The sequence below is a fragment of the Plantibacter sp. genome, from assembly GCF_059073635.1.
Genome location: NZ_JCACOF010000012.1, coordinates 63,773 through 86,313, shown reverse-complemented (window position 1 = coordinate 86,313; position 22,541 = coordinate 63,773). Strand labels below are relative to the sequence as shown.

Below are 22,541 nucleotides of genomic sequence, written 5' to 3'. Positions count from 1 at the left end.
GCTATTCGGGCGTGTGGCCGGGATGTCGTTCCTCGCCGAGTTCTTCGCGTCCCGCGAGCTCGTCGCGGACGAGGACGGCCGCGTCGAAGTTGCCGCTCCGGTACGCCGCCCGGGCGACCATGTGCGCGGAGATCGGCGCGGTGAGGCTCTGGAACACGATGATCGCGATCGCGATCGTGATCGTCCCGACCGTCGGGCTCGAGACGGCGACGTCCGCCATGATCGCGATGAGCCCGAGGATCTGCGGCTTGGTCGCCGCGTGCAGGCGGGACAACACGTCGGGGAAGCGCAGGAGGCCGACGCCGGCGGCGAAGCACATGATCGCCCCGACGAGCACGAGGGCACCGGTGACGATGTCGCGGATCAGCTCGCCGGTCATGCGTCGTCCTGCTTCGACATGAAGCGCGCGACGCTGACCGAGCCGACGATCGCGAACATCGCGAGCGCCAGGAGGACCGGCAGGCCGTCCGTGTGACGGTTGATCGCCATCTCGGCCCCGATCGCGCACATGACGGTGGCGACGAGCACGTCGGAGGCGATCACGCGGTCGAGGAGGCTCGGCCCGCGGATGATCCGGTAGACCGCTGCGAGGGCCGCGGCACCGAACAGCACGGAGACGATGATGATCACGACGAGCATCACTGCCCCCTTCCGATCGAGACGTGGTCATGGTCGTGGCGGAGGGCGTCGGCCTCGGCGCGCGAACCGATCGCGAGGATGAGCCGTCGCTCCGTTCCGAGGACTTCGGCGATGACCTCGTCGATGTCGGCGTCGTCATGCACGTTCAACGCGTGCAGGTAGAGCGTCGACGCCGTGCGGTCGAGGTCGACCACGATCGAGCCGGGGACGATCGAGACCGCCTCCGCCGTCCAGCTCATGATGAGGTCGGAGGTCGTCCGCAGACGGACCGCGATCACCGCGTTACTGGAACGGAACCTCGGCTTGAGGACGAGCCACGCGATCTCCGCACTCGCCCGCACGATGTCGACGAGGAGCTTGCCCAGGAAGATCGCGGTCCGCCAGAGGTTGATGCGGCCGCTCAGCTCGACGGCCGGCAGGTAGAACAGGAACGACACCAGCAACGCGACCCCGAGGCCGGTCACGAGGGTGAGCAGGTCGAACATCCCCCAGAGGAGACACCAGAGCAGGATGAGTCCGGCCAGGAGGAGGGCCTGGCTGAACAGTGCGCGACGACGTGACGGTTGCATTACTTCAGGTGCTCCGTTCCGTCGGGGAAGACCGCGGTGATGTAGTTGTCCGGGTCCTCGATGTTCTCAGCGGCCCGCGTGGCCAGTCCGAAGAGCGGCCCCGCGAAGACCGTCAGGGCGAGGGTCAACGCGACCATGCCGGTCGTGGCACCGATCATCGGGCGCGAGATGGTCTTGGTGTCGACCGATCCCGAGTCCTCGGGGCTCTCCGCGAGCTGGTCGAGCAACGGCGAGGAGTATCCGGCGACCTCGTCCTTCCCACGCCAGAAGCCCATGTTCCACACGCGCGCCAGGGCGTACAGGGTCAGGAGCGAGGTCGCGGCTCCGGCGGCGATGAGGATGTACGACAGCGGGTCGCCCAGGGCGACACCCGCCTGGAACAGCCCGATCTTGCCGAGGAAGCCCGAGAACGGCGGGATGCCGCCGAGGTTCATCGCTCCGATGAAGAACAGCACGCCGACGATCGGCGAGGCCTTCAGGATCCCGCCGAGGCGGGAGATGGAGGTCGTCCCGCCGATCCGCTCGACGAGACCGGTGGTGAGGAACAGCGTGGTCTGGACGACGATGTGGTGGACGATGTAGTAGATCGTCGCGGCGGTCCCGGCGACCCCGCCGACGGCGATGCCGAAGATCATGTAGCCGATATGGCTCACCAGAGTGAACGACAACAGTCGTTTGATGTCGGCCTGGGCGACCGCGCCGAAGATGCCGATGAGCAGGGTCAGGAAGGCGATGACCATCAACGGTGTCGCCAGCGGCACGTCCTTGAAGATGAGCGTGTCGGTCCGGATGATCGCGTACACACCGACCTTCGTCAGCAGGCCCGCGAACACCGCCGTGACCGGCGCCGGCGCGGTCGGGTAGGAGTCGGGCAGCCAGAACGACAGCGGGAACACCGCCGCCTTCACCGCGAACCCGAGCAGCAGTGCGGCGCAGAGGATCGCCTGCACCTCCATCGGCAGGTCGCGCACGCGGTCTGCCACGAGGGCGATCGTCACCGTGCCCGTCGCGCCGTAGATGAGGGCGATCGCGGCGACGAAGAGCAGCGACGACATGAGGCTGATGACGATGTAGGTGACGCCGGCGCGGATCCGCGCTCCGGTGCCGCCCAGGGTGAGGAGCACGTAGCTGGAGGCGAGGAGCATCTCGAAGCCGACGTACATGTTGAAGAGGTCGCCCGCGACGAAGGCGTCGAACAGCCCGGCCGCCAGGACCAGGTAGGTCGGGTGGAAGATCGACACCGGCGTCTCGCGGTCGCCGTCGACGATGCCCTGACCGATGGCGAAGATGAGGACGCCCAGCAGCATCAGGGCCGCGACGAGCAGCATGATCGCCGACAGCCGGTCGACGACGAGCACGATGCCCCACGGCGGGGACCAGCCGCCCAGCTCCACGACGATCGTGCCGCTCTGGTCGACTGCCGCGAGCAGGATCGCGCTGATCACGGTCACCGCGGTGAGCGCGACGACGCTGATCGCCACCTGCGTCTTGCGGCGGTTGCGGAACATGAGCGCGATCGCCGAGCCGATCAGCGGGATCATGACCACGAGCGGGACGAGTGCGTTCATTCGCCTGCCCCCTTCCTGGTCGTGTGACTGTCGTCGCCGTGCTCGTTGCTCTCGTCGAGGACCCGTTGGATGGCCTCGTCGTCCAGGTCGACCTGGTTGAAGACCGCCTCCGTCGCCGCCTCGGTGTCGTCGGCGTGCTCATCGCTGAGGGTGTCACCCTCGTCGCCGAGCTGTGCCAACCACCAGGTCCGGTAGATGAGCGCCAGGATGAAGGCGGTCACACCGAAGTTGATGACGATGGCCGTGAGCATGAGCACCTGCGGCACCGGATCGACCATGCGGTCGTCGGAGGCGGTGCCCGTGACGAGCGGTGCGGTGCCGCTCGGGCCGCTCATGATCAGGATGAGGAGGTTCGTCGCGTTGCCGACGAGCACGAACCCGATGAGGAACCTGGTGAGGCTCCGCTCGAGCATGACGTACACCCCGGTGCCGTACATGACGGCCATCAGGACGACGAGGGTCAGTGAGGCGCTCATTGCTCGGCCTCACTCGCCGAGAACTCGTCCGTACTCTGCTCGTCGATGTCGGCTTCCTCCTGTTGACGGTCGACTTCGGCCCCGAGGCTGCGCAGGATGTCGAGCGCCAGTCCGACGACGACGAGGTAGACGCCGATGTCGAAGATGCTGGACGTGCCGAACGAGAGGTGTCCGAGGATCGGGACGTCGGCCGAGAAGTACGCGGACTGGAGCGCCTCACCGCCGAAGAACAGGGAACCGACGGCCGTCCCCACCGCGAGCAGCAGTCCGACGCCGAGCACCTTGCCCGCATCGATCGGCACGGCTTCGCCGAGCTCGTAGCGTCCGCCGGCGAGATACCGCATCACAAGCGCGAGGCCGGCGAGCAGACCGCCGGCGAAGCCACCGCCCGGCTCGTTGTGGCCGACGAAGAGCAGGAACACGGAGACGACGATCGCCGGGTGGAAGAGGAGCCGCACGAGGACTTCGAGGAGGATCGAACGGTTCGCCTCGGCGATCGCCCGGCCACCGATGAGCCATGAGTGCCGCCCCACCGCGTCGCGAGGTGCTTCCATCTCGCTGTCCGCGAGGTGGGGGTCCGACACGACCTGGGATCGGAGGCCCGGGATCCGTCGACGCCGCGCACCGCTGAGGCGCGGGACCTCGGCGCCCCGCTGTGAGACGAAGAGCAGGCTCGCGATGCCGGTGGCCACCACGACGAGCACGGAGATCTCGCCCATGGTGTCCCAGGCCCGGATGTCGACGAGCATGACGTTGACGATGTTCTTGCCGTGGCCCTCCTCGACGGCGAGCCTGGGCAGCTCGGTCGCGATGCTCTCGGCCTGTCGGGCGCCGAGGGCGATGATCCCGATGAGCCCCATGACCAGGCCGGTCAGCGTGCCGATGACGACCCGACGGACGCGGTGGACCGGGGCGTTGCGCTGGGCGATCTTGGCCGGGAGTCGGCGGAGCACGAGGACGAACACCACGATCGTGATCGTCTCGACGAGGGCCTGGGTCAGCGCGAGGTCGGGAGCGCCGTGCAGGGCGAACAGCGCGACGAGCCCGAACCCGGTGACGCCGACGAGCAGCACGGCGGCCATGCGCTGCTTCGCCCGGGCGGCCGCGATCGCCGCGGTCGCCATGATGAAGGCGATGGCCACCTGGGCGGGGTAGTCCCACAGCCGGATCTCACTCGGCCAGGCGCGCCCGAGGAGGGCGATCGTGCCGAGGGTCAGGACGAAGACCACGAGGATGGTGGACAGGTACTGGACGAGCCCGCCGCGCTGGGCGAACAGGGTGACCTTCGCGGAGAGCCGGTCGATGCCCTGGGTCGCCGCCCAGTACCCCTTCGAGGAGTCGATGAGGGGTGGCAGGCGGTCCTGCAGACGCGCGACCGGGAGCCTCCAGCGGAAGAGCAGCAGACCGAGCAGCACGACGACGGCCGAGATGCCGAGCGCCGGCTCGAGGCCGTGCCAGAGCGCGAGGTGGTAGTCGCCCTCCCCCACGGAGTCCGCGTAGGGCGCGAGCACCGTATCGATGGGCTTCGTCGCGAAGCCGAGAGCGATGGTCGCGACGGCGAGGATGCCCGGCGCGATCATGATCGTTCCGGATTCGGCATGCAGTTCGGTCGGCGCGGCGCCGCGCCGGTCTCCGAAGGCGCCCCAGAGGAACCGGGCGCTGTACGCGACGGTCAACACGGACCCGACGGCGGTCCCGATGATCGCGACCCAACCCCACACGTCACCCTCGAGCGCGCCCTCCAGCAGCGAGGTGAAGACGGCCTCCTTCGCGACGAACCCGAAGAGCGGTGGGATGCCGGCCATCGACGCGACCGCGATCGCCGCGATGACGGCGAGCACCGGCGTCTGACGCCCGAGACCGGAGAGGTGCCTCCAGTCACGCGTCCCAGCGCGGTGGTCGATGATGCCGACGACGAGGAAGAGTGCCGCCTTGTAGATGGCGTGGGCGAGCAGGAGCGCGACGGCGGCCAGGGCCGAATCACGGGTGCCGTACCCCGAGATGACCATGAGGAATCCGAGTTGGCTCACCGTCCCGTAGGCCAGGACCAGCTTGAGGTCGTACTGACGCAGCGACCGCCAGGCACCGGCGACCATGGTGAGGACACCCAGGCCGACGAGCATCGCGTCCCAACCCGGGGTGTCGGCGTAACCGGGAGCGAGTCTCGCGACGAGGTAGATCCCGGCCTTCACCATCGCCGCAGCGTGCAGGTATGCGCTCACGGGCGTCGGTGCGGCCATCGCGGCCGGCAGCCAGAAGTGGAACGGCACGAGCGCCGACTTCGAGATCGCGCCGACGAGGATGAGGAGGATGGCGACGGTGGTCGCGGGGCCGGTCAGACCCTGCTCGACGATCGAGGCGAGCGAGGTGCTCTGCGCCTGCACGGAGATCATGATGACGCCCACGAGCATGACGAGCCCGCCGAAGGTCGTCACCAGGAGCGCCTGGAGCGCGGCACCGCGACTCTCCTTGCGATCGGTGTAGTGCCCGATGAGCAGGTAGGAGAGCACACTCGTGATCTCCCAGAACATGAACATGACGATGATGTCGTCGGCGGTCACGAGACCGAACATCGTGCCGGCGAAGGCGAAGAGGAGCGCGGCGAAGCGACCGAGGCCGGGCTCGGTCGAGGAGAAGTAGCGGCCGCAGTAGAGCAATACGAGAGCACCGACGCCGGTGACCACGAGGGACAGCAGCCAGGCGAGCGTGTCCATCCGGAACGAGAGCGCGATGCTCAGTTGCGGGATCCACTCGATCGTCTCGACGACCGTGCCGCCGGCCGTGACCGTGCCGGTTTGGAAGAGCGTCCAGACGAATGCCGCCGCGGGCATACACGCGATGACGTAGAAGACCTTCGTCGACAGCACTCGAGTGAGTGTGGGCGTGGCGACGGCGATCGCAGCAAAAACAAGCAGGATTGTCGCCATGCAGGTCTCCCGGGTGGTGGCGGCCTCTGGACTCCCAGGTTAGCAGCCCGTCGGTACCCCTCCGACCCCAGGAACGACGACAGGCCCCCGCCGAAGCGGGGGCCTGTCGTCGACTCGGCAGCGTGTGACAACGTCCGGAGTGGAGATGGGGGGAATTGAACCCCCGTCCACTGCTGTGATTCTGCGCCTTCTACGGGCGTATCCCTTAACACGTTCTACTCGGCCCCGACCATTGACAAGGGCATCTTGGTCGACGGGCCCAGCCGAAGAAAAGTCCCGGATGACGTCGCGGCTCCGTCATCCAGCAAGTCCCCTAGATGACGCCAGGATCCGAGACGGGGACACGCTCGGTCTGACGGACTATCGGGCTCGCTTAAGCAGCGAGGGCGAAGTCAGTGCGCTTAGAGTTGGCACTTGTTGTTTTGCAGAGATCGTTAACGAGATAACCCTGCATCCTCGACCCGCTTCTCGCAGTTTCGCAGGCAATGTCGAAACCGATCATCCCCATGGACTCAGCGCCTCGGAGTACGAGGCGAAGAGGGTCGTTGTCACACGCTGTCGAGTTGTCAATCCACCGCGAGCGGTGGACGAGCACCTTGCGGTGCAGCTTTCAAGTGTACCGCGCCGAGGTGGCGCCTGTCACCTATTCGCCGAGCCGGTTCCTGGTGGCCATCGCACGCGCGGCCTCACGGGTGTCCTGCTTCTCGCGCAGGGCATGCCGCTTGTCGTATTCCTTCTTGCCCTTCGCCACGGCGATCTCCACCTTGGCCTTGCCGTCCTTGAAGTAGATCTTCAACGGCACGAGGGTGAAACCACCGGGGGCGATCTTGTGGGCGATCTTGTCGATCTGCTCGCGGTGCAGCAGCAGCTTGCGCTTGCGCCGCGGCGGGTGGTTCGTCCACGTGCCCTGGCCGTACTCGGGGATGTGCACCGCGTCGAGCCACGCCTCACGGCGGTCGATGAAGGCGTACCCGTCGACGAGCGACGCCCGCCCGGCTCGCAGCGACTTCACCTCGGTACCCGTCAAGACCATGCCGGCCTCGTAGGTGTCCTCGATCGTGTAGTCGTGGCGGGCCTTGCGGTTCGTGGCCACGACGTTCTCGCCCCGTTCCCTCGGCACGGTGTACTCCTGACGTTCTGGTTCGGATCCATCGGAACGGACCGGCCGCGATCGCGGCAGCCTGTCAGTCTAACGCAGAGCGAGCGGTGCGGTGGCCGCACTGCCTCCCCGCTAGACCTTGAGGTACCGCGAGATCGCGAAGTTGGCCGAGATCGCCGCCAACAGCACGCCGACGAGCAGCAGGATCGGGAGGACCACGAAGGCGTCACCGAGATCGACGAAGTTGACGTACCGCATGCGGTCCGCCAGGTATCCCTGGACGAACACCTGGACGATGGTGATCACCGCCCCGGCCGCGAGGATGGAGCCGATGAGCGCGGCGAACACACCCTCGAGGATGAACGGTGTCTGGATGAACCGGTTCGATGCACCGACCAATCGCATGATGCCGAGTTCCCGGCGTCTCGAGTACGCCGACAATCGGATGGTCGTCGCGATCAGCAGGGCTGCGGCGACCAGCATGAGTGCTGCGATCCCGATCGCCGTGTAACTGGCGATGTTCAGGACCGAGAAGATCTGGTCGAGGTACTGGCGTTGATCCGTCACCTGCTCCACGCCCGCGACGCCGGAGAACGCCTCGACGAGCACGTCGGACTGCGAGGCGTCCTTCATGTTCACCCAGAAGGTCTCGGGCAGCTGGTCCGCCGTGACGAACTGTGCGATGTCGTTGCCCTTGAACTGCTCTTGGAAGTTCGTGAACGCCTGCGCCTGGTCCTCGAAGTAGAACTTGTCCACGAAGGGCGCGAGGGTCGACGACTCCAGGGCGCTCTGGACGGCGGCGCGCTGCTCCTCGGTCGCGGCGCCGGCGGCGCAGGTGTCGCCCGCGCTGTCGGCGGTGCAGAGGTAGATCGCGACCTGTGCGCGGTCGTACCAGTAGTTCTTCATCTGGCCGATCTGCATCTGCAGCAGGACGGCCGTACCGACGAAGGTGAGCGAGATGAACGTCACGAGCACGACGGAGACGACCATCGAGACGTTGCGACGCAGGCCGTTCCAGACCTCGGACCAGATCAGTGCGAGTCTCACTTGGTCGGCCCCACGTTCTGCTCTCCGTCTTCAGTGCCGCGCGCCGCGGCACGCAGGCCGAGTCGCTCGGCGAGCGACAGGTGTTCGACCTCGATCGGGTCGATCTCGTTGCGTGCCGGGAGCCCGATGGGGCCCGTGGCGTTGCTCAGGCGTTGCGGAGGCGCGACCTCCGGGACCGCAGCCGCCGGTGGCACGGCGGGCTCCGCTTCCGGCGTCGTCGGCTCGGCCTCGGGCGCTTCCGGTGTCGATTCCTCGGCTCGCGTCGCCGGCGTCTCAGGCTCGGCGACGGGTGCTGCGGCCGGTTCCTGGATCGGCGTCGAGCCGGACACCCGGGTGACGACCTCGTCGGTGTCGGCCCGCGGCGTGGTCTCGCGCGAGACCGCGGCAGGCGCGGTCGGTGTCGGCTGGAGCGGTCGGCGTGGCCGCGGTGGCGGCGACCGCGGCTGCGGCCACGGCACTCGTCGTGGGCTCGGAGCTGGCAGCGACGGACGAGGTCGTGGTCGTCACCGGAACCGAGGAGGTCTCGACGGCGGGTGCGACCGGGGTCGAGGCCGTTGCGGGAGCTGTCTGTGCCGACGGGGCGGCAGCCTTGGAGGATCCTCTGACGAGACCCGGGATGGCCGCGGTCGTGCCGTATCCACCGTGGCGTTCGTCACGGACGATCTGGCCGTCCTGCAGCTCGATCACCCGACGCTGCATCTGGTCGACGAAGCCGGCCTCGTGCGTGGCCATGACGACCGTCGTCCCACCGGCGTTGATGCGCTCCAGCAACTGCATGATGCCGGCGCTGGTGGCGGGGTCGAGGTTACCGGTCGGTTCGTCGGCGAGCAGGATCTGCGGCTTGTTGACGATCGCGCGGGCGATGGCGACGCGCTGCTGCTCACCACCGGACAGCTCGTGCGGCAGGCGCTGCGCCTTGCCGTCGAGTCCGACCATCTTGAGGACGTCGGGGACGGCCTCCTGGACGAAGCCGCGCGACTTGCCGATCACCTGGAGGGTGAAGGCGACGTTCTGGTAGACCGTCTTGCTCGGCAGCAGTCGGAAGTCCTGGAACACGACCCCGAGGCTGCGCCGGAAGTACGGCACCTTGCGGTTCGAGATGGAACCGAGGTCGTGGCCGAGCACATGGATCTTGCCCTTGCTCGGCTTGTCCTCCTTGAGCATCAGGCGGAGGCAGCTCGACTTCCCCGACCCCGAGGCACCGACGAGGAAGATGAACTCTCCCCGGAGGATCTCGAAATCGACGTCGTTGAGCGCGGGACGCGAGGTTCCCGGATACTTCTTGGAGATGTGATCAAACCGAATCATGGCTCCTTGAGCTTAAGGAGCGACCTGCCGATTACGGGCAGGACACGCCCGCGATCCGTACCCTGTACGAGGGCTGGGCGAACACTATGCCGCGGTGCGCTACTCCGGCTTCGACATCGACCGCCAGCGGATGCCCGCCGCGATGAACCCGTCGAGATCGCCGTCGAACACCGCTGCGGGGTTCCCCTGCTCGTGCTCCGTCCGCAGGTCCTTGACCATCTGGTACGGCGCGAGCACGTAGGAGCGCATCTGGTCGCCCCAGCTCGCCGTGATGGTGCCGGCCAGCTCCTTCTTCGTCGCGGCCTCCTGCTCCTTCTGGATGAGGAGGAGTCGCGACTGGAGCACGCGCATGGCCGCGGCGCGGTTCTGGATCTGGCTCTTCTCGTTCTGCATCGAGACGACCGTGCCGGTCGGCAGGTGGGTGATGCGAACGGCGGAGTCGGTCGTGTTGACCGACTGTCCACCAGGGCCGCTGGACCGGAAGACGTCGACACGGATGTCCGACTCGGGGATCTCGACGATCTCCGTCTCCTCCATGAGCGGGATGACCTCGACGGCGGCGAAGCTCGTCTGACGCTTGCCGGCGGCACCGAAGGGGCTCATGCGCACCAGGCGGTGCGTGCCCGCCTCGACGCTCAACGTGCCGAAGGCGTACGGTGCGTCGACCTCGAAGGTGGCCGACTTGATGCCGGCCTCCTCCGCGTAGCTCGTGTCCATGACGGTGACCGGGTACTTGTGCTGCTCGGCCCACCGCAGGTACATGCGGAACAGCATGTCGGCGAAGTCGGCGGCGTCCACACCGCCGGCACCGGCGCGGATGGTGACGACGGCGGGGCGCGGGTCGTACTCGCCGCTCAGCAGCGTCTGCACCTCGAGGTCGCCGAGCACCTTCTGCAGGCTGATGAGCTCCTGGCGGGCCTCTTCGGCCGACTCCTCGTCCTGGGCGTCGGTCGCGAGTTCGATGAGCACCTCGAGGTCGTCGAGCCGGTTCGCGATGCTGGTGATGCGGGCGAGCTCGGACTGACGGTGGCTGAGGGCGCTCGTCACCTTCTGCGCGTTCGTCGTGTCGTCCCAGAGATCCTGGGCACCCGCCTGCTCGCTCAGCGTCGCGATCTCGGCTTCGAGACGGTCGACGTCGACGACGGTGCGGATGTCGTCGAAGGTCGAGCGGAGGGTACTGATCTGTGTGGAGAGGTCCAAGTCAAACATTTGGCTTCAGCCTACCGCGCAGGGCCGCGGGCGTACGATCGAGGGGATGACTTCCGACGAACGCCCGTTCCAGCTGCGCTCCGTGGCCGTCTCGGTCTTCCTCCCCACACTGTTGTTCTCGATCGGTGAAGGCGCCATCATCCCGATCATCCCGGCCGTCGCCGGGAACCTGGGGGCGACGCTCGCCGTCGCCGGCGTCATCTCCTCGCTCATCATGCTCGGCGAACTCGTCGGCGACGTCCCGTCCGGGTGGATCGTCAGTCGGATCGGCGAACGCTTCGCGATGATGTGGGCGGCGCTGCTCGCGGTCGTCGGGGTCGCGACGGCGGCCATCTCCCCCAATCCGTTCGTCCTCGCCGTGGGCATCTTCTGCATCGGGCTCGCGACCGCCGTGTTCGGTCTGGCCCGGCACGCGTTCATGACGACGTACGTGCCGATGCGGTACCGGGCGAGGGCGCTCTCCTCCCTCGGCGGTGTCTTCCGCGCCGGCACGTTCATCGGCCCGTTCCTCGCGGCGGGCGTCATCCACCTCACCGGGACGTCGCAGGCGGCGTTCTGGGTGATGGTGATCTGCTGCGCCGGGTCGGCGGTCACCCTGCTCGTCCTCCCCGACCCGGCGGAGATGTTCGGGCGACCGCCGTCGACGCGCACCGCCGACGGCGAGGAGCGGACCGAGGGAGAAGAGCTCGCGTCCGAGGAGTCGAGCGGCCTCATCGCTTCGATCCGCGCGCACGGCGCCGTCCTCACCCGGATGGGGACGACCGCCGCGCTCGTCGGCGCCCTGCGCTCGTGCCGGGCGGTCCTGCTCCCCCTGTGGGCCGTGAGCATCGGCGTCTCGGAGACGGACACGGCGCTCATCATCGGCGTCGTCGGCGCGGTGGAGTTCGCCCTCTTCTACGCCAGCGGTCAGGTGATGGACCGCTGGGGGCGGATCTGGACCGCCGTCCCCTCGATGATCGGGCTGGGCTCCGGGTTCATCGTCCTGGCCTTCACGCACGACCTCGACGAGGCGCGGGTCTGGTTCATCGCCGTCGCGCTCGTGCTGGCACTGTCCAACGGGCTCGGTAGCGGCATCCTCATGACCCTCGGCTCCGACCTCGCGCCACCGGACCGTCCCGCGCCGTTCCTCGGCGCCTATCGCTTCCTGGGCGACGCGGGCACCGCCGCAGCTCCCCTGGCGATGTCCGGGATCACCGCGGCTGCGTCGATCTCCCTCGCCGCCGGCACCATCGGCGGTGTCGGGCTCATCGGCGCGTTCCTCCTCTTCCGGTTCATCCCCCGCTTCATCGATCGCGGCACGCGCCCGTTCCCCTGATCGTCGGCAGGCTCCGTCCGCCCTCACCAGAAGACACTGCGCGCACTCGCGGTCGCCTCGATCCGGAGGCCCTGCGGGACGAACAGCGTCAGCATCGGTGGCCGCCAATCCGACGCCAGCGAGACCTCCGCGCTCCGGCCGTCCGGGGTCCGCGCCGCGACGATCTCGACGCCGGTGAGCGCACCCGCACCGCCGGTGATGAGGTCGTCGCGTGCACTCGAACGGACCGAGTCGTCATCGAGGACGGGTCGGAAGGTCCCGTCGGGCTGGATCGTGACGTCGTCGATGGAGAAGGACTCCGCGGCGGTCGCTGCCAGTCGGTCGGCGAGGTCGAGGAGCCGCTTGTGCTCCACGTACAGGGATGTGGCGGCGCTCCCGACGAGGACCACGGCGAGCGCCACGACGGCGAATCCGATCGTCAGGAGCATGGTGGACCCGTCCTCCTCGCCGACGTCCGGACGTCGGCGTCCGCCCGGCACCCTCATTCCGCCTCGCTGAACCGGTCGTCGAACCGGGAGATCGGTGCCGTCGCCGCGCCGGTCACGGGGACCGCGGCCTGGACGCCGACGATCTCGGGCATCAGCGGCAGGACGACGAGGATGTCGACGGTGACCGTGACGGCACCGCCGCGCTGCCCGCACGGGAGACCGGCTGGTGCGCAGTCGAGCGTGACGGACGACTGGGACCGGTCGAGCCCGAAGTCGTCGAGCGCGAGTGCGAGCGAGTCCTCGACGCGGTCGCGACCCGTGGCGTCGTCGTCGGCCCGCGCGTAGAGTTTCGCCGCCTGCGCCGCGGCCCCGCCGGCCGCGAGCACCGCGGCCTGCACCTCGGCGAGCGCGACGATGAGATAGACGATCGGCACGAGGAGGACCAGACCGACGGTGATGAACTCGAGGGAGGCCGATCCGTCGTCGTCCAGCGCGGTCGGTCGGCGACGCAGCTCATCACTCGAGTGTCTCGAGGACCGCATGACCCTCCACCTCCAAGACGCCGGGCAGTCCGATCAAGCCCACGACCGGAAGCGGTGCGCGGACGGTCACGGTGACGACGCTTGCTCCGCGATGATCGGCCAGCGTGGCGCCGACGTCACCCGTGTAGCCCTCCCCCACGGCGACGGCGATGAGCTGGCGTGCTCGGTCGGCGCCGTCGAGCAGTTCGGTGTCGGCCAGCGCGCCGAACCGGGCACCCTCCGCCGCCGCGTCGATGAGCGTGTTCCGGACGTGGAGGGCGAGCGCGAGCTGGACCACGGACATCATCAGGACGGTGAGGATCGCTCCGACGAACACGAACTCGGCGACGGCTGATCCGTCCTCGCCGCGCACGAGCCTCGTCCGCCATCCGCCGATCTCGGGCTCAGATGCCGGAGACACGGTCGATGGCCTGTTCGAACACCTGCGTGAGCGCCGGGCCGGCGACACCCCAGATGAGGAGGACGAGCCCGGCCGTCATGAGCGTGATGAGGACCCAGCCGGGGACGTCGCCGCGCTCCTCGGCGAGGAGGGAACGACTCCGGTGGAGCGTGCGGTCGAGGAAGGAGGGGGAGGACATGTGGAACCTTTCGTCAGAAGCCGGTCCGGAGCACGAACACTCCGGGGAAGACGGCGATGATGATGGACAGGGGCAGGATCAGGAAGACGAGGGGCACGAGCATCGCGACCTCCTTCTTCCCGGCGGATTCGAGGAGACGGCGTTTGGCGGTGTCGCGTCCGTCGTGTGCGTGGTCGAGGAGCACGGCTGCGACCGGTGTGCCGCGTTCGAGCGCACCGAGGATCTGGTCGACGCATCGCGACAGCATCGGCATCGCGAGTCGTGCCTCGAACTGCCGGAGTGCGGTGGCGAACGGGATACCGGTGGAGACGTCCGCCATCACCCGGCGGAACTCCCTGCCGAGCTCCCCGCTGGACCCGATGCGCGCCACGCGGTCCATCGCATCCGTGATCGCTTCGCCCGCCGCGAGACTCAGACTGAGGAACTCGAGCACCGTCGGCAGCTCCTCCTCGATCCGCGCGAGGCGGCGACTGGCGGCGAGCGCCAGCAGCTGGTCGCGGAGGACGATTCCGGCCACCGCCCCGACCGCGGGAAGCGGTGCTGCGAACGGGAGCGGGAGCCGACCGTTGCTGAAGGAGAACACGGCGAGCGCCGCGGCGACCGCGAAGCCGCCGAGCCCCCAGAGGAGTTGCAGCAGTCGGTACCGCTCGAGCGTCGGTCCCCCGGCTTGACCCAATCGACGGATGACGAGTTCCTGATCGGCGCCGACCAGGCCGAGCGACCATCGAACGGCGCGGAGGACCGGGACCAGCAGGGTCCCGAGGACCGGTAGCGGGTCGGTCGAGCGGCGCGCGGCTTGCGAGCGGGCGTCGCTGGAGAGGTCGGCGACATAGGGGGCGATGCGGTCCGCGAGCCGCGGTCGTCCGAGTGCCGGCAGGAGCATCGCGAGCGCCCAGAGGCCGACCCCGAGGATCGCTCCGAGGCTGACGGCCCACGCTCCGTCGGCACTCACCGGAACCACCGTCGTTCGGGCTGGAGGCGTCCGACGCGGAGCATCGCCTGGTAGGCGAGGGCGGAGACCACGACGCCGGCGATGATCAGGACCGCTCCCTCCCGGGAGTTGTAGGCGGCCGAGGCCTCCGGCCGGGACGACAGGAGCAGGAGGATCGCCCAGGGTGCCGCGACGCCCAGCCTGGCGGCGTTCACCACCCAGGACTGTCGCGCCTCGGCCTCGGCTCGGATGGCCGACTCCTCACGCAGCCCCGCGGACAGCGCTCGGAGCACCGCCGGCAGTTCCGTGCCTCCCACGTCGCGGGCCATGCGCACCGTCTCGAGGATGCGGTCGGCGACCGGGTCGGCGAGCGCGGTCTTCAGGTCGTCGATGCCGTCGGCGAAGCGGCCGGCAGCCCGGTAGTCGGCGCTGAACGCGGCGAACGCCGGGCGGAGCGGTGCGGGTCCGACGGTGTCGAGCGCGGCCACCGCATCCGGGAGCGAGAGCCCTGACCGGATCGCGGACAACAGGTGGTCCACGACATCCGGCCACAGTCCCCGCTGCAGGCGACGTCGAGAGGTGGCGCGGGCTCGGAGCACGATCACCGGGGCGACGAGTCCGGCGACGGCGACGACGGCGCTCAACGGCAGGACACGGCAGAGCGCCTGGACCACCGCGCCGGAGACGAGACCGGCGAGGACGGAGACCACGATGGCGGCCGCCCAGTACCGACCGGGCAGACCGGCCAGGATCAGGAGTTCGCGGAGCGCAGCGACCGGCCTCCACCGCTCCAGGGTGTCGCGCAGCGGCTCCGGGTCCGGCCACCACCAGGGTGCGACGGTGAGGAGGAGGCCTGCGGCGAGGACCGCTCCGACGACGAGACTCATCGCTCGCCGACGGCGAGGATCGAGGCGAGCGAGATCCCGGCCGCACGGTACTTCGCGTCGTTCAGCGGGAAGCGACCGGTGGCGCGGAGCTCTCCGTCGCGCTGCTCGAAGAGGGTGGAGGCCTCGATCGTGTGGGACTCCCCGCTCCCGCCGACCGCGATGATCTCCGCCACCCGTCGGCGTCCGGACCGGTCGAGCTCGCAGTGCACGACGAGGTCGACACAGGATGCGACGGCCGGGCGCACGAACCCCGAGTCGATGTTCCGGCCCGCCAGCAGTGGCAGCGTGCAGAGCTTGCCGATCGCGTCGCGCGCGGAGTTCGCGTGGATACTGCAGAGCCCGGGCAATCCGCTGTTGAGGGCGATCAGGAGGTCGAGGCTCTCCGCCTCCCGGACCTCGCCGACGACGATGCGGTCCGGCCGCATCCGGAGCGCCTCCTTGATGAGCCGACGCAGCGTGATCTCTCCCGTGCCCTCGAGACTGGCCTGTCGGCACTGCATCGCGACGACGTCGCGGTTGCCCGGCGCGAGCTCGAAGGTCTCCTCGACGGTGACGATGCGGAGGGCCGGGTCCAATGAGGCGATGAGGGCGCCGAGCATCGTGGTCTTGCCGGCCTGCGTCGCGCCCGACACGAGCAGGTTCGCCCCCGCGGTCATGCTCGCGCGCAGGAACTCGGCGGCCTGATAGCTGATCGACCCTGCGGCCACGAGCTGACCGAGGTCGCGGATCCGCGCGGAGAACTTGCGGATGTTGATGGACATGTGCCGACGCGTGACGTCGGGGATGACGACGTGCAACCGCGAGCCGTCCGGAAGCGAGGCGTCGACGAACGGGTTCGCGAGATCCACCCGTCGACCGGTGGCGCGCAGCATCCGCTCCACGAGATCGCGGACGTCACCCTCGCCGAGGACCACGTCCGTCAGCTCCGACACCCCACCACGGGCGACGAACACCTTCGTCGGCTCGTTGATCCAGATCTCCTCGACACTCGGATCGTCGAGCAACGGCTGGATCGCCCCGAACCCCGTCACCGCGGCGAGCACCTCGCTCGTCATCCCGTGCTCATCGTCGATCAGCGGCGTCGTGTCGTTCAACGCCCGCTCGTTGTAGCGACGCACCTCCTCGCGGGCGATCCGCCCCGCTCCCCCACGCCGACCCGGCTCCCCGAACTCCTCACGCACCCGGTCGCGCACGCGCGCCGTGATGATCTCCGCCGCTGTCCCCATGCCGCCATCCTGACGAACACCGGCCACACCCCGCAGAAGTTATCCACAGCACCACCCGCTCGACGCGTCACCGACCGGTCACTAGGCTCGGGGACCGTGCCGACCACCTTCCGCATCGACGGCTCCCGCATCCACGACATCTCCTCGTTCTACGAGGTGATGAACGAGCTCGTGATGCAGGACGAGGACTGGGATCTCGGCCCGAGCCTCGACGCCCTCGACGACGTCCTCTACGGCGGGATCGGCTCGCTCCGCGATCTCGACGACGTGCACTTCGTCTGGACGGACCACGACGCGAGCCGCACCGCACTCGGCGTCACGGCCACCCGCGCCTGGTTGCAGGAGAAGCTCGAGCGGGGCGCACCGTTCGACACGGCCCGGATCACCGCGCAGCTCGACGACCTCGACGCCGGCCGCGGCAAGACCTACTTCGACCTGCTCCTCGAGGTCTTCGCCGGCCACCCGGACATCCGACTCGAACTCGCCTGACCAGGTGTGGAACCGGCGGTCGCGCTCAGACGCTCAGACCGTCGCGAACCGCTTCGCCGAACGCTCCTTCGCCTTCTGCGCCTCGACCTCGCGGTCCTTCGGCGGGGCGGTCGTCACGAGGTCTTCGAGCAGATGGCGGGTGATGTGGGCGATCTCCGCGACCGCTCGATCGAACGCCTCAGCGTTCGCCTGGGACGGCTTCGTCGACCCGCTGATCTTCCGCACGTACTGGAGCGCCGCGGCCTCGACCTCGTCGTCGGTCGCCGCCGGCTCGAAATTGTGGAGGGTGTGGATGTTCCGGCACATGCAGGCATGGTAGCCCCGGCGCACGCCAGGATCCAGAGGTGATTCCGGTGCTGGTCCCGCGCCGCAACCGCTTGCGGCGGTCGACCCGAGCCGGAAGAGTGGGCGCCATGATCAACGGCTACACCGCAGACCAGGTCCGAGCCGCAGAGGCACCACTCTTGGACGCAGGGGAACCGCTCATGGCGCGAGCCGCCCACGGCCTCGCCGAAGAACTGCGGACGGTCCTCGCCGATCGCGCGGAGGGCCTCGAGGGCGAGGCACCCGACGTCTGGAAGATCCTGCTGCTCGTCGGCTCAGGCGACAACGGCGGTGACGCCCTCTTCGCGGCGGCGGAGCTCGCCGGCACGACCGGTCCGGACGACGTCCCGCTCGACCTCGTCGTGGCCAGGACCGGTGACCACGCCCACGAGGCGGGCTACGCCGCGGCGGTCGAGGCCGGTGTCCGCTTCCTCATGAACTCCCCCGCCGAACCGGACGACACCGCCGACGAGGCCAAGGGCGCCGCGATCGTCGTCGATGCCGTCTTCGGCATCGGGGCAAGCCGGAACCCCACCCTGCGCGGTGCGCCGAAGGCGATCGTCGAGGCGGTCCTCCCGGTCGTGCAGAACTCCGGCGGACCGACGGTCGTCGCCGTGGACGTCCCGAGCGGCATCGACCCCGACGAGGGAAGCGTCCCCGAGGGTGCCGTCCTGCCCGGCGGAGGTCACGGTCACCTTCGGCGCGGTGAAGGCCGGGCTCCTCATCCCGCCCGGCTCGGCCTACGCCGGCGACGTCCGCCTCATCGACATCGGTCTCGGACCGCAGCTGGCCGACGTCACGCCGTTCACGACGCTCGACCAGGCGGACGCCTGACCGACTGCCCCGCCCGGTCCGCCGCCTGGGCGATCGGCAACACCGACCACCCAGGCGGTGCCTGACGCTCAGGAGCCGACGGCGGCAGCCGATCGCCCTGACGCGACACCCGCGAGCGCGTGGCCCGCGAGCGAGCCGAGGGTCCGGAGCCCGTCGCGCGACAGCACCGACTCGAGGTGCCCCTGGACCGACGCGAACCCACGACCACGCATCGCGAACACGTCGCCGGACGCCGCATCGGCGGCGATCTCGACCCCACCGACCGGAGCCTCACCCGCCAGCCGTGCGGTGAAGGTGTTGTAGAACCCGATCAGCGACTGCTCACCGAAGAGGTCGAGGTCGAGCTGCAGCCCCTGTCGGGGCGCGTCGAGGCGTTCGATCGGCAGCCCGAGCTGGATCGCCAGCACCTGATGGCTCAGGCAGACGGCGAGCAGCGGCGCTCCGGCGGCGAGACGCGCTGACACGATCTCGTGCATCCGGCGGACCCGCGGGTCGGCGAGGTCGAGCGGGTCGCCCGGACCCGGGCCGGCGACGAGGAGGTCGACGTCCACGAGCGCGTCGGTCACCGCCGACCAGTGCTCCACGCTGACGGTCATCCCGAAGTGGCGCAGCTGGTGGGCGAGCATCGCGGTGAACTCGTCCTCGGCGTCGACGATGACCGCGGTACGGCCCGACAGTGAACCGACGGGTGCCGGGTGCTGCGGCTGCAACCAGAAGGACGCCAACCGCTCGTTCCGCGCTCGGAGCGCGTCCTGTACTCCGGGTTCCGCCGCGAGGTCGACGGTCGGGCCGAGCTCGGCGGGTGCCATGACGCCGAGCGCGGTCAACACGCCGGCCGCCTTCGCCGCCGTCTCGGCGACCTCCGACTCGGGATCCGAGTGACGGACGAGCGTCGCACCGGCGGGAACGCGGACGAGGCCGGCGTCGTCGACATAGGCGGTGCGGATGAGGATCGGTGCGTCGAGTTCGTAGTCGCCGTCGCCCACCGGGGTGAACAGCGCGAGCACGCCGGAGTAGTAGCCGCGCGCGTTCCGCTCGTGGCGGGCGATGACCGAGCACGCGTTCTGCATGGGCGAGCCGGTGACCGTCGGTGCGAACATCGTCAACCGCAGGACCTCGCGGACGTCGAGTTCGCTCGTCCCGGCGAGCAGGTACTCGGTGTGGGTGAGGCGCGACATCTGCTTGACGTAGGGGCCGAGGATGCGTCCACCGGAGGCACACACCCGGCTCATCATCTTCATCTCCTCGTCGACGACCATGAAGAGCTCTTCCGTCTCCTTGACGTCGCCGAGGAACGCGCGGAAGTCGTCGCCGGTCGCGCCGGAGCGCGGGTGGCGGAAGGTGCCGCTGATGGGGTTCATGGTGACGGTGCGTTCACCGGTCGACGCGTCGCGGGCGACCGCGACGTGGCGCTCGGGCGTCGCACCGGCCATCGAGACGCCCGGCGTGTGCACGGCGAAGGTCCAGTAGGCGCCGGTCTCCCCCGACAGGAGCGCGCGCAACCACGCGAGGACGGCGCGCTCGGCCGGCACCTCGGTCGTCGCGGTGAACTCGCGGCGGATGACGAAGTTGGCGCCCTCGCCGCGTCCGATCTCATCCTCGATGACGCGGCGCACGATCGACGCGTAGTCCTCGTCGGAGACGTCGAACCCGCCGTCGACCAGCGGGACCGCGTCGGCGGGGAGTCGCTCGAGCAGCTCGTCGAGCGTCACCGTCTCACGCTCGCTCACCACGAGGCAGCGCAGCGGAGCGCCGTCGTCCATCGCCGCGAAGCCGCGCTCGCGCACCTGGCGATAGGGCACGAGGGTGAGGACCTCGGGCTGGTGGTCGTCGCCGGCGGATCCGAGCGGGATGTCGGCGAGCGACTCGACGTCGACGACGTCGCCCGTGTAGAGGTCGACGGTGTCGCTGCCGTGTCGGCGGAGCACCGCGAACGGGAAGTCGGGGCCGGCGTGCAGCACGCGGTGGAGCAGGGTGGTCATGGTGGTGTCCTCAGGCTGGGACCGATCCGACAGGGCCTCCGAACGAGAACGACCGCCCTGTCAGGCGGTCGAGTCGTCGTGTGTGCACGTGCGCGGTCCGCCTAGGAGGCGGGCCACCAGCTCGTTGCACACGTCGTTCGCATGGAGCCGAGCATACACGGGCCGACCCGGGCTCCGCTGGCCGCGGCTCCTCCCCCGAAGCTCAGGACGTTCCCGACCTCGCTCCCGTAGACTGAGCGGGCCGCGGGAGTGGTGGAATTGGCAGACACGCAGGATTTAGGTTCCTGTGCTTTCGAGCGTGAGGGTTCAAGTCCCTTCTCCCGCACGCGACATCGTCGTACGCCGTTCCATCCCTCCCCCTACAGCAGGAGCTCCGCATGGTCCACACCGCCCTCATCCCCTGGCTCGACCCGGAGGGCATCATCACGGCCGTCGGTCCCTGGGCCCTCGTCGTGGTCTGCGCGATCGTCTTCGCCGAGACCGGCCTCCTCGTCGGATTCCTGCTCCCCGGCGACACCCTGCTCGTCATCACCGGTCTCCTCGCGTTCGGCTCCGCCCGCGTCATCGAGATCGACATCTGGTGGGTCTGCCTCGCGATCGGGTTCTCGGCGTTCCTCGGCGGCGAGGTCGGATACCTCATCGGGCACAAGCTCGGGCCGAAGGTGTTCGAACGCAAGGAGTCCGGCCTCTTCAGCATCAAGAACGTCGAGCGGACGAACGCCTTCTTCGAGCGCTTCGGCGCCCTCGCGGTCATCCTGGCGCGCTTCGTCCCGATCGTCCGGACCTTCGCCCCGGTCGCGGCCGGCATCGGCCACATGAACTACAAGAAGTACTCGCTCTACAACCTCATCGGCGCGCTCATCTGGGGCGCAGGGCTCACCTTCTTCGGCTACCTGCTCGGATACATCCCCCCGGTCGCCACCTTCGTGCAGAACTACATCGACGTCATCCTCATCGGGGCCGTCGTCCTCACCCTCATCCCGACCACCTGGCACTACATCCAGTCCAGCCGGAAGGCGAAGGCGCTGCAGGGCACCATCACCGAGGAGGAGCGTCGGGCCGCGGCTTCGAAGCTCGCCGACCAGGACGTCTTCAAGCGCGACCGCGGGAACGACACGGTCTGATCACCGGTGGCGCCGCTCGCACGAGCGGTCGCGACAGCCGGACCCGCCCGCGCGTCAGCGGTGGTGCGACTCCTCGTGCGAGGCGTGTTCCTCGGGTTCCAGCTGGAACGTCGAGTGCTCGACGTCGAAGTGGTCGTGGAGGCACGAACCGAGACGGTCGAGCAGCTCCCCCGTGCCACCATCGGCGAACACCTCCTGCTCGACGACGACGTGTGCCGAGAAGACCGGCTGTCCGGACGTGATCTGCCAGACGTGGACGTCGTGGACGGCGACGACGCCGTCGGTGCCGAGCAGGTGGTCCCTGATCTCCTGCACGTCCGTGTCGGACGGTGCGGACTCGCTGAGGACGTGGACGACGTCGCGGAGCAACGACCACGCCCGCGGCACGATCATCGCGGCGATCGCGAGCGACGCGATGGCATCGGCCTGAGCGAAACCCGTCACCATGATGACCACCGCGGCGATGATCACGGCGATCGAACCGAGGAGGTCGCCGAGGACCTCGAGGTACGCACCGCGCATGTTGATCGACGTGTCACGGCCGCCGCGCAGCACCTGGAGGGCGGCGAGGTTCGCCACGAGACCGATGACGGCGACGATCAACATCGGAAGGCTCTTGACCTCCGCGTCCGCCGGCTCGACGAGGCGGGACACCCCCTCGATGAGGACCGACACCGCGACGGCGATCAGGATGAGCGCGTTGATGAGCGCGCCGAACACCTCCGCGCGCTGATACCCGAAGGTCTGGCGGTCGGTGGCCGGTCGGGCGGCGACGATCGTGGCGACGAGCGCGATGATCAGCCCGGTGAGGTCGGACAGCATGTGCCCGGCGTCGGCGAGGAGGGACAGCGAACCGCTCACCCAGGCGCCGACGAGTTCGACCACGAGGACGGTCGCGATGATGGCGATCGCCACCGCGAGTCTCCTGCGGTTGGCGGTGCCGGCGTGTGCGTGATCGTGACCCATGATGCATCAACCGTAGGAGCTTCCCAGCGCCCGCGGAAGGGTTCATGCCGAGATAGGAATGGTCCTGAGTATC

General features: G+C 69.0%; 25 protein-coding genes, 1 tRNA gene and 1 other RNA gene. 5 read left to right on the top strand and 22 right to left on the bottom strand.

Annotation, left to right across the window (positions count from 1 at the left end; genetic code table 11):
* Position 1 precedes the first annotated feature (1 nt).
* The 12 genes from mnhG to prfB form a co-directional block, all read right to left on the bottom strand.
* Complete coding sequence (mnhG, locus tag AC5JOC_RS17685; RefSeq protein WP_085510575.1) at positions 2-379, bottom strand: monovalent cation/H(+) antiporter subunit G; 378 nt, start codon at positions 377-379, stop codon at positions 2-4.
* A complete protein-coding gene (locus AC5JOC_RS17680; protein ID WP_064296237.1) occupies positions 376-639 on the bottom strand; it encodes an MrpF/PhaF family protein in 264 nt (87 codons plus the stop codon). Before AC5JOC_RS17680 ends, mnhG begins: the two co-directional genes overlap by 4 nt.
* Positions 639-1,208, bottom strand: coding sequence for a Na+/H+ antiporter subunit E (locus AC5JOC_RS17675; protein ID WP_192018169.1), 570 nt, complete (start codon positions 1,206-1,208; stop codon positions 639-641). The genes AC5JOC_RS17680 and AC5JOC_RS17675 overlap by 1 nt, the downstream gene beginning before the upstream one ends.
* On the bottom strand, positions 1,208-2,776 hold the full coding sequence (locus AC5JOC_RS17670; protein WP_079705597.1) for a Na+/H+ antiporter subunit D: 1,569 nt from the start codon (positions 2,774-2,776) through the stop codon (positions 1,208-1,210). Before AC5JOC_RS17670 ends, AC5JOC_RS17675 begins: the two co-directional genes overlap by 1 nt.
* A complete protein-coding gene (locus AC5JOC_RS17665) occupies positions 2,773-3,252 on the bottom strand; it encodes an NADH-quinone oxidoreductase subunit K (protein WP_079705596.1) in 480 nt (159 codons plus the stop codon). The genes AC5JOC_RS17670 and AC5JOC_RS17665 overlap by 4 nt, the downstream gene beginning before the upstream one ends.
* Complete coding sequence (locus AC5JOC_RS17660) at positions 3,249-6,179, bottom strand: Na+/H+ antiporter subunit A (protein ID WP_494246934.1); 2,931 nt, start codon at positions 6,177-6,179, stop codon at positions 3,249-3,251. The genes AC5JOC_RS17665 and AC5JOC_RS17660 overlap by 4 nt, the downstream gene beginning before the upstream one ends.
* Before the next feature lie 137 nt (positions 6,180-6,316).
* Positions 6,317-6,685: a transfer-messenger RNA gene (gene ssrA / locus AC5JOC_RS17655) on the bottom strand.
* A 137-nt stretch (positions 6,686-6,822) separates the two neighbouring features.
* A complete protein-coding gene (gene smpB / locus AC5JOC_RS17650; RefSeq protein WP_056007115.1) occupies positions 6,823-7,299 on the bottom strand; it encodes an SsrA-binding protein SmpB in 477 nt (158 codons plus the stop codon).
* A gap of 111 nt (positions 7,300-7,410) precedes the next feature.
* Complete coding sequence (gene ftsX, locus AC5JOC_RS17645) at positions 7,411-8,325, bottom strand: permease-like cell division protein FtsX (RefSeq protein ID WP_064296231.1); 915 nt, start codon at positions 8,323-8,325, stop codon at positions 7,411-7,413.
* Entirely contained in the window at positions 8,322-8,654 is a 333-nt protein-coding gene (locus tag AC5JOC_RS17640; RefSeq protein WP_494246933.1) for a hypothetical protein, read from the bottom strand. Before AC5JOC_RS17640 ends, ftsX begins: the two co-directional genes overlap by 4 nt.
* A complete protein-coding gene (gene ftsE / locus AC5JOC_RS17635) occupies positions 8,599-9,633 on the bottom strand; it encodes a cell division ATP-binding protein FtsE (RefSeq protein ID WP_494246932.1) in 1,035 nt (344 codons plus the stop codon). The genes AC5JOC_RS17640 and ftsE overlap by 56 nt, the downstream gene beginning before the upstream one ends.
* Positions 9,634-9,732: 99 nt before the next feature.
* On the bottom strand, positions 9,733-10,842 hold the full coding sequence (gene prfB, locus AC5JOC_RS17630) for a peptide chain release factor 2 (RefSeq protein ID WP_079705593.1): 1,110 nt from the start codon (positions 10,840-10,842) through the stop codon (positions 9,733-9,735).
* A 46-nt stretch (positions 10,843-10,888) separates the two neighbouring features.
* Here prfB and AC5JOC_RS17625 point away from each other — a divergent pair, with 46 nt between their 5' ends.
* Positions 10,889-12,157 carry an MFS transporter gene (locus AC5JOC_RS17625; RefSeq protein ID WP_137241922.1) on the top strand — a complete coding sequence of 423 codons (1,269 nt, stop codon included), beginning with the start codon at positions 10,889-10,891 and terminating at the stop codon, positions 12,155-12,157.
* Between the two features lie 23 nt (positions 12,158-12,180).
* Here AC5JOC_RS17625 and AC5JOC_RS17620 read toward each other — a convergent pair whose 3' ends face one another.
* From AC5JOC_RS17620 to AC5JOC_RS17590, 7 genes are read right to left on the bottom strand one after another with little or no spacing between them, the layout of a single operon-like run.
* Positions 12,181-12,585: a hypothetical protein gene (locus tag AC5JOC_RS17620; RefSeq protein ID WP_175116080.1), complete on the bottom strand. Its 405-nt coding sequence runs from the start codon at positions 12,583-12,585 to the stop codon at positions 12,181-12,183.
* Positions 12,586-12,638: 53 nt separating this feature from the next.
* Positions 12,639-13,127 (bottom strand): TadE family protein, encoded by a 489-nt coding sequence (locus AC5JOC_RS17615; protein ID WP_494246931.1) that lies wholly within the window; start codon positions 13,125-13,127, stop codon positions 12,639-12,641.
* Positions 13,102-13,527 (bottom strand): TadE family protein, encoded by a 426-nt coding sequence (locus AC5JOC_RS17610; protein WP_494246930.1) that lies wholly within the window; start codon positions 13,525-13,527, stop codon positions 13,102-13,104. The genes AC5JOC_RS17615 and AC5JOC_RS17610 overlap by 26 nt, the downstream gene beginning before the upstream one ends.
* Entirely contained in the window at positions 13,511-13,705 is a 195-nt protein-coding gene (locus AC5JOC_RS17605) for a hypothetical protein (protein ID WP_426737000.1), read from the bottom strand. The genes AC5JOC_RS17610 and AC5JOC_RS17605 overlap by 17 nt, the downstream gene beginning before the upstream one ends.
* Before the next feature lie 13 nt (positions 13,706-13,718).
* Entirely contained in the window at positions 13,719-14,657 is a 939-nt protein-coding gene (locus AC5JOC_RS17600) for a type II secretion system F family protein (protein WP_494246929.1), read from the bottom strand.
* Entirely contained in the window at positions 14,654-15,523 is an 870-nt protein-coding gene (locus AC5JOC_RS17595; RefSeq protein ID WP_159878302.1) for a type II secretion system F family protein, read from the bottom strand. Before AC5JOC_RS17595 ends, AC5JOC_RS17600 begins: the two co-directional genes overlap by 4 nt.
* Entirely contained in the window at positions 15,520-16,749 is a 1,230-nt protein-coding gene (locus AC5JOC_RS17590) for a TadA family conjugal transfer-associated ATPase (RefSeq protein WP_159878300.1), read from the bottom strand. The genes AC5JOC_RS17595 and AC5JOC_RS17590 overlap by 4 nt, the downstream gene beginning before the upstream one ends.
* 96 nt (positions 16,750-16,845) lie before the next feature.
* Between AC5JOC_RS17590 and AC5JOC_RS17585 the strand changes: the two genes are divergently transcribed.
* Positions 16,846-17,238, top strand: coding sequence for a barstar family protein (locus AC5JOC_RS17585; protein WP_494246928.1), 393 nt, complete (start codon positions 16,846-16,848; stop codon positions 17,236-17,238).
* A 33-nt stretch (positions 17,239-17,271) separates the two neighbouring features.
* Here the strand turns inward: AC5JOC_RS17585 and AC5JOC_RS17580 are convergent, their stop codons facing one another.
* Entirely contained in the window at positions 17,272-17,544 is a 273-nt protein-coding gene (locus AC5JOC_RS17580) for a DUF2277 domain-containing protein (protein ID WP_159878298.1), read from the bottom strand.
* A 107-nt stretch (positions 17,545-17,651) separates the two neighbouring features.
* Here AC5JOC_RS17580 and AC5JOC_RS17575 point away from each other — a divergent pair, with 107 nt between their 5' ends.
* Positions 17,652-18,461: an NAD(P)H-hydrate epimerase gene (locus AC5JOC_RS17575; RefSeq protein ID WP_494246927.1), complete on the top strand. Its 810-nt coding sequence runs from the start codon at positions 17,652-17,654 to the stop codon at positions 18,459-18,461.
* Positions 18,462-18,464: 3 nt separating this feature from the next.
* Here AC5JOC_RS17575 and AC5JOC_RS17570 read toward each other — a convergent pair whose 3' ends face one another.
* On the bottom strand, positions 18,465-20,378 hold the full coding sequence (locus AC5JOC_RS17570) for an anthranilate synthase family protein (protein WP_494246926.1): 1,914 nt from the start codon (positions 20,376-20,378) through the stop codon (positions 18,465-18,467).
* Positions 20,379-20,621: 243 nt separating this feature from the next.
* On the opposite strand from AC5JOC_RS17570, the gene AC5JOC_RS17565 reads away from it, so the two are divergent.
* Both AC5JOC_RS17565 and AC5JOC_RS17560 read left to right on the top strand, forming a co-directional pair.
* Positions 20,622-20,703: transfer RNA gene (locus AC5JOC_RS17565), tRNA-Leu, on the top strand.
* 52 nt (positions 20,704-20,755) lie between these two features.
* Entirely contained in the window at positions 20,756-21,502 is a 747-nt protein-coding gene (locus AC5JOC_RS17560; RefSeq protein WP_064296207.1) for a DedA family protein, read from the top strand.
* A gap of 54 nt (positions 21,503-21,556) precedes the next feature.
* On the opposite strand, the gene AC5JOC_RS17555 is transcribed toward AC5JOC_RS17560, so the two are convergent.
* A complete protein-coding gene (locus tag AC5JOC_RS17555; RefSeq protein WP_086473624.1) occupies positions 21,557-22,468 on the bottom strand; it encodes a cation diffusion facilitator family transporter in 912 nt (303 codons plus the stop codon).
* Positions 22,469-22,541 lie beyond the last annotated feature (73 nt).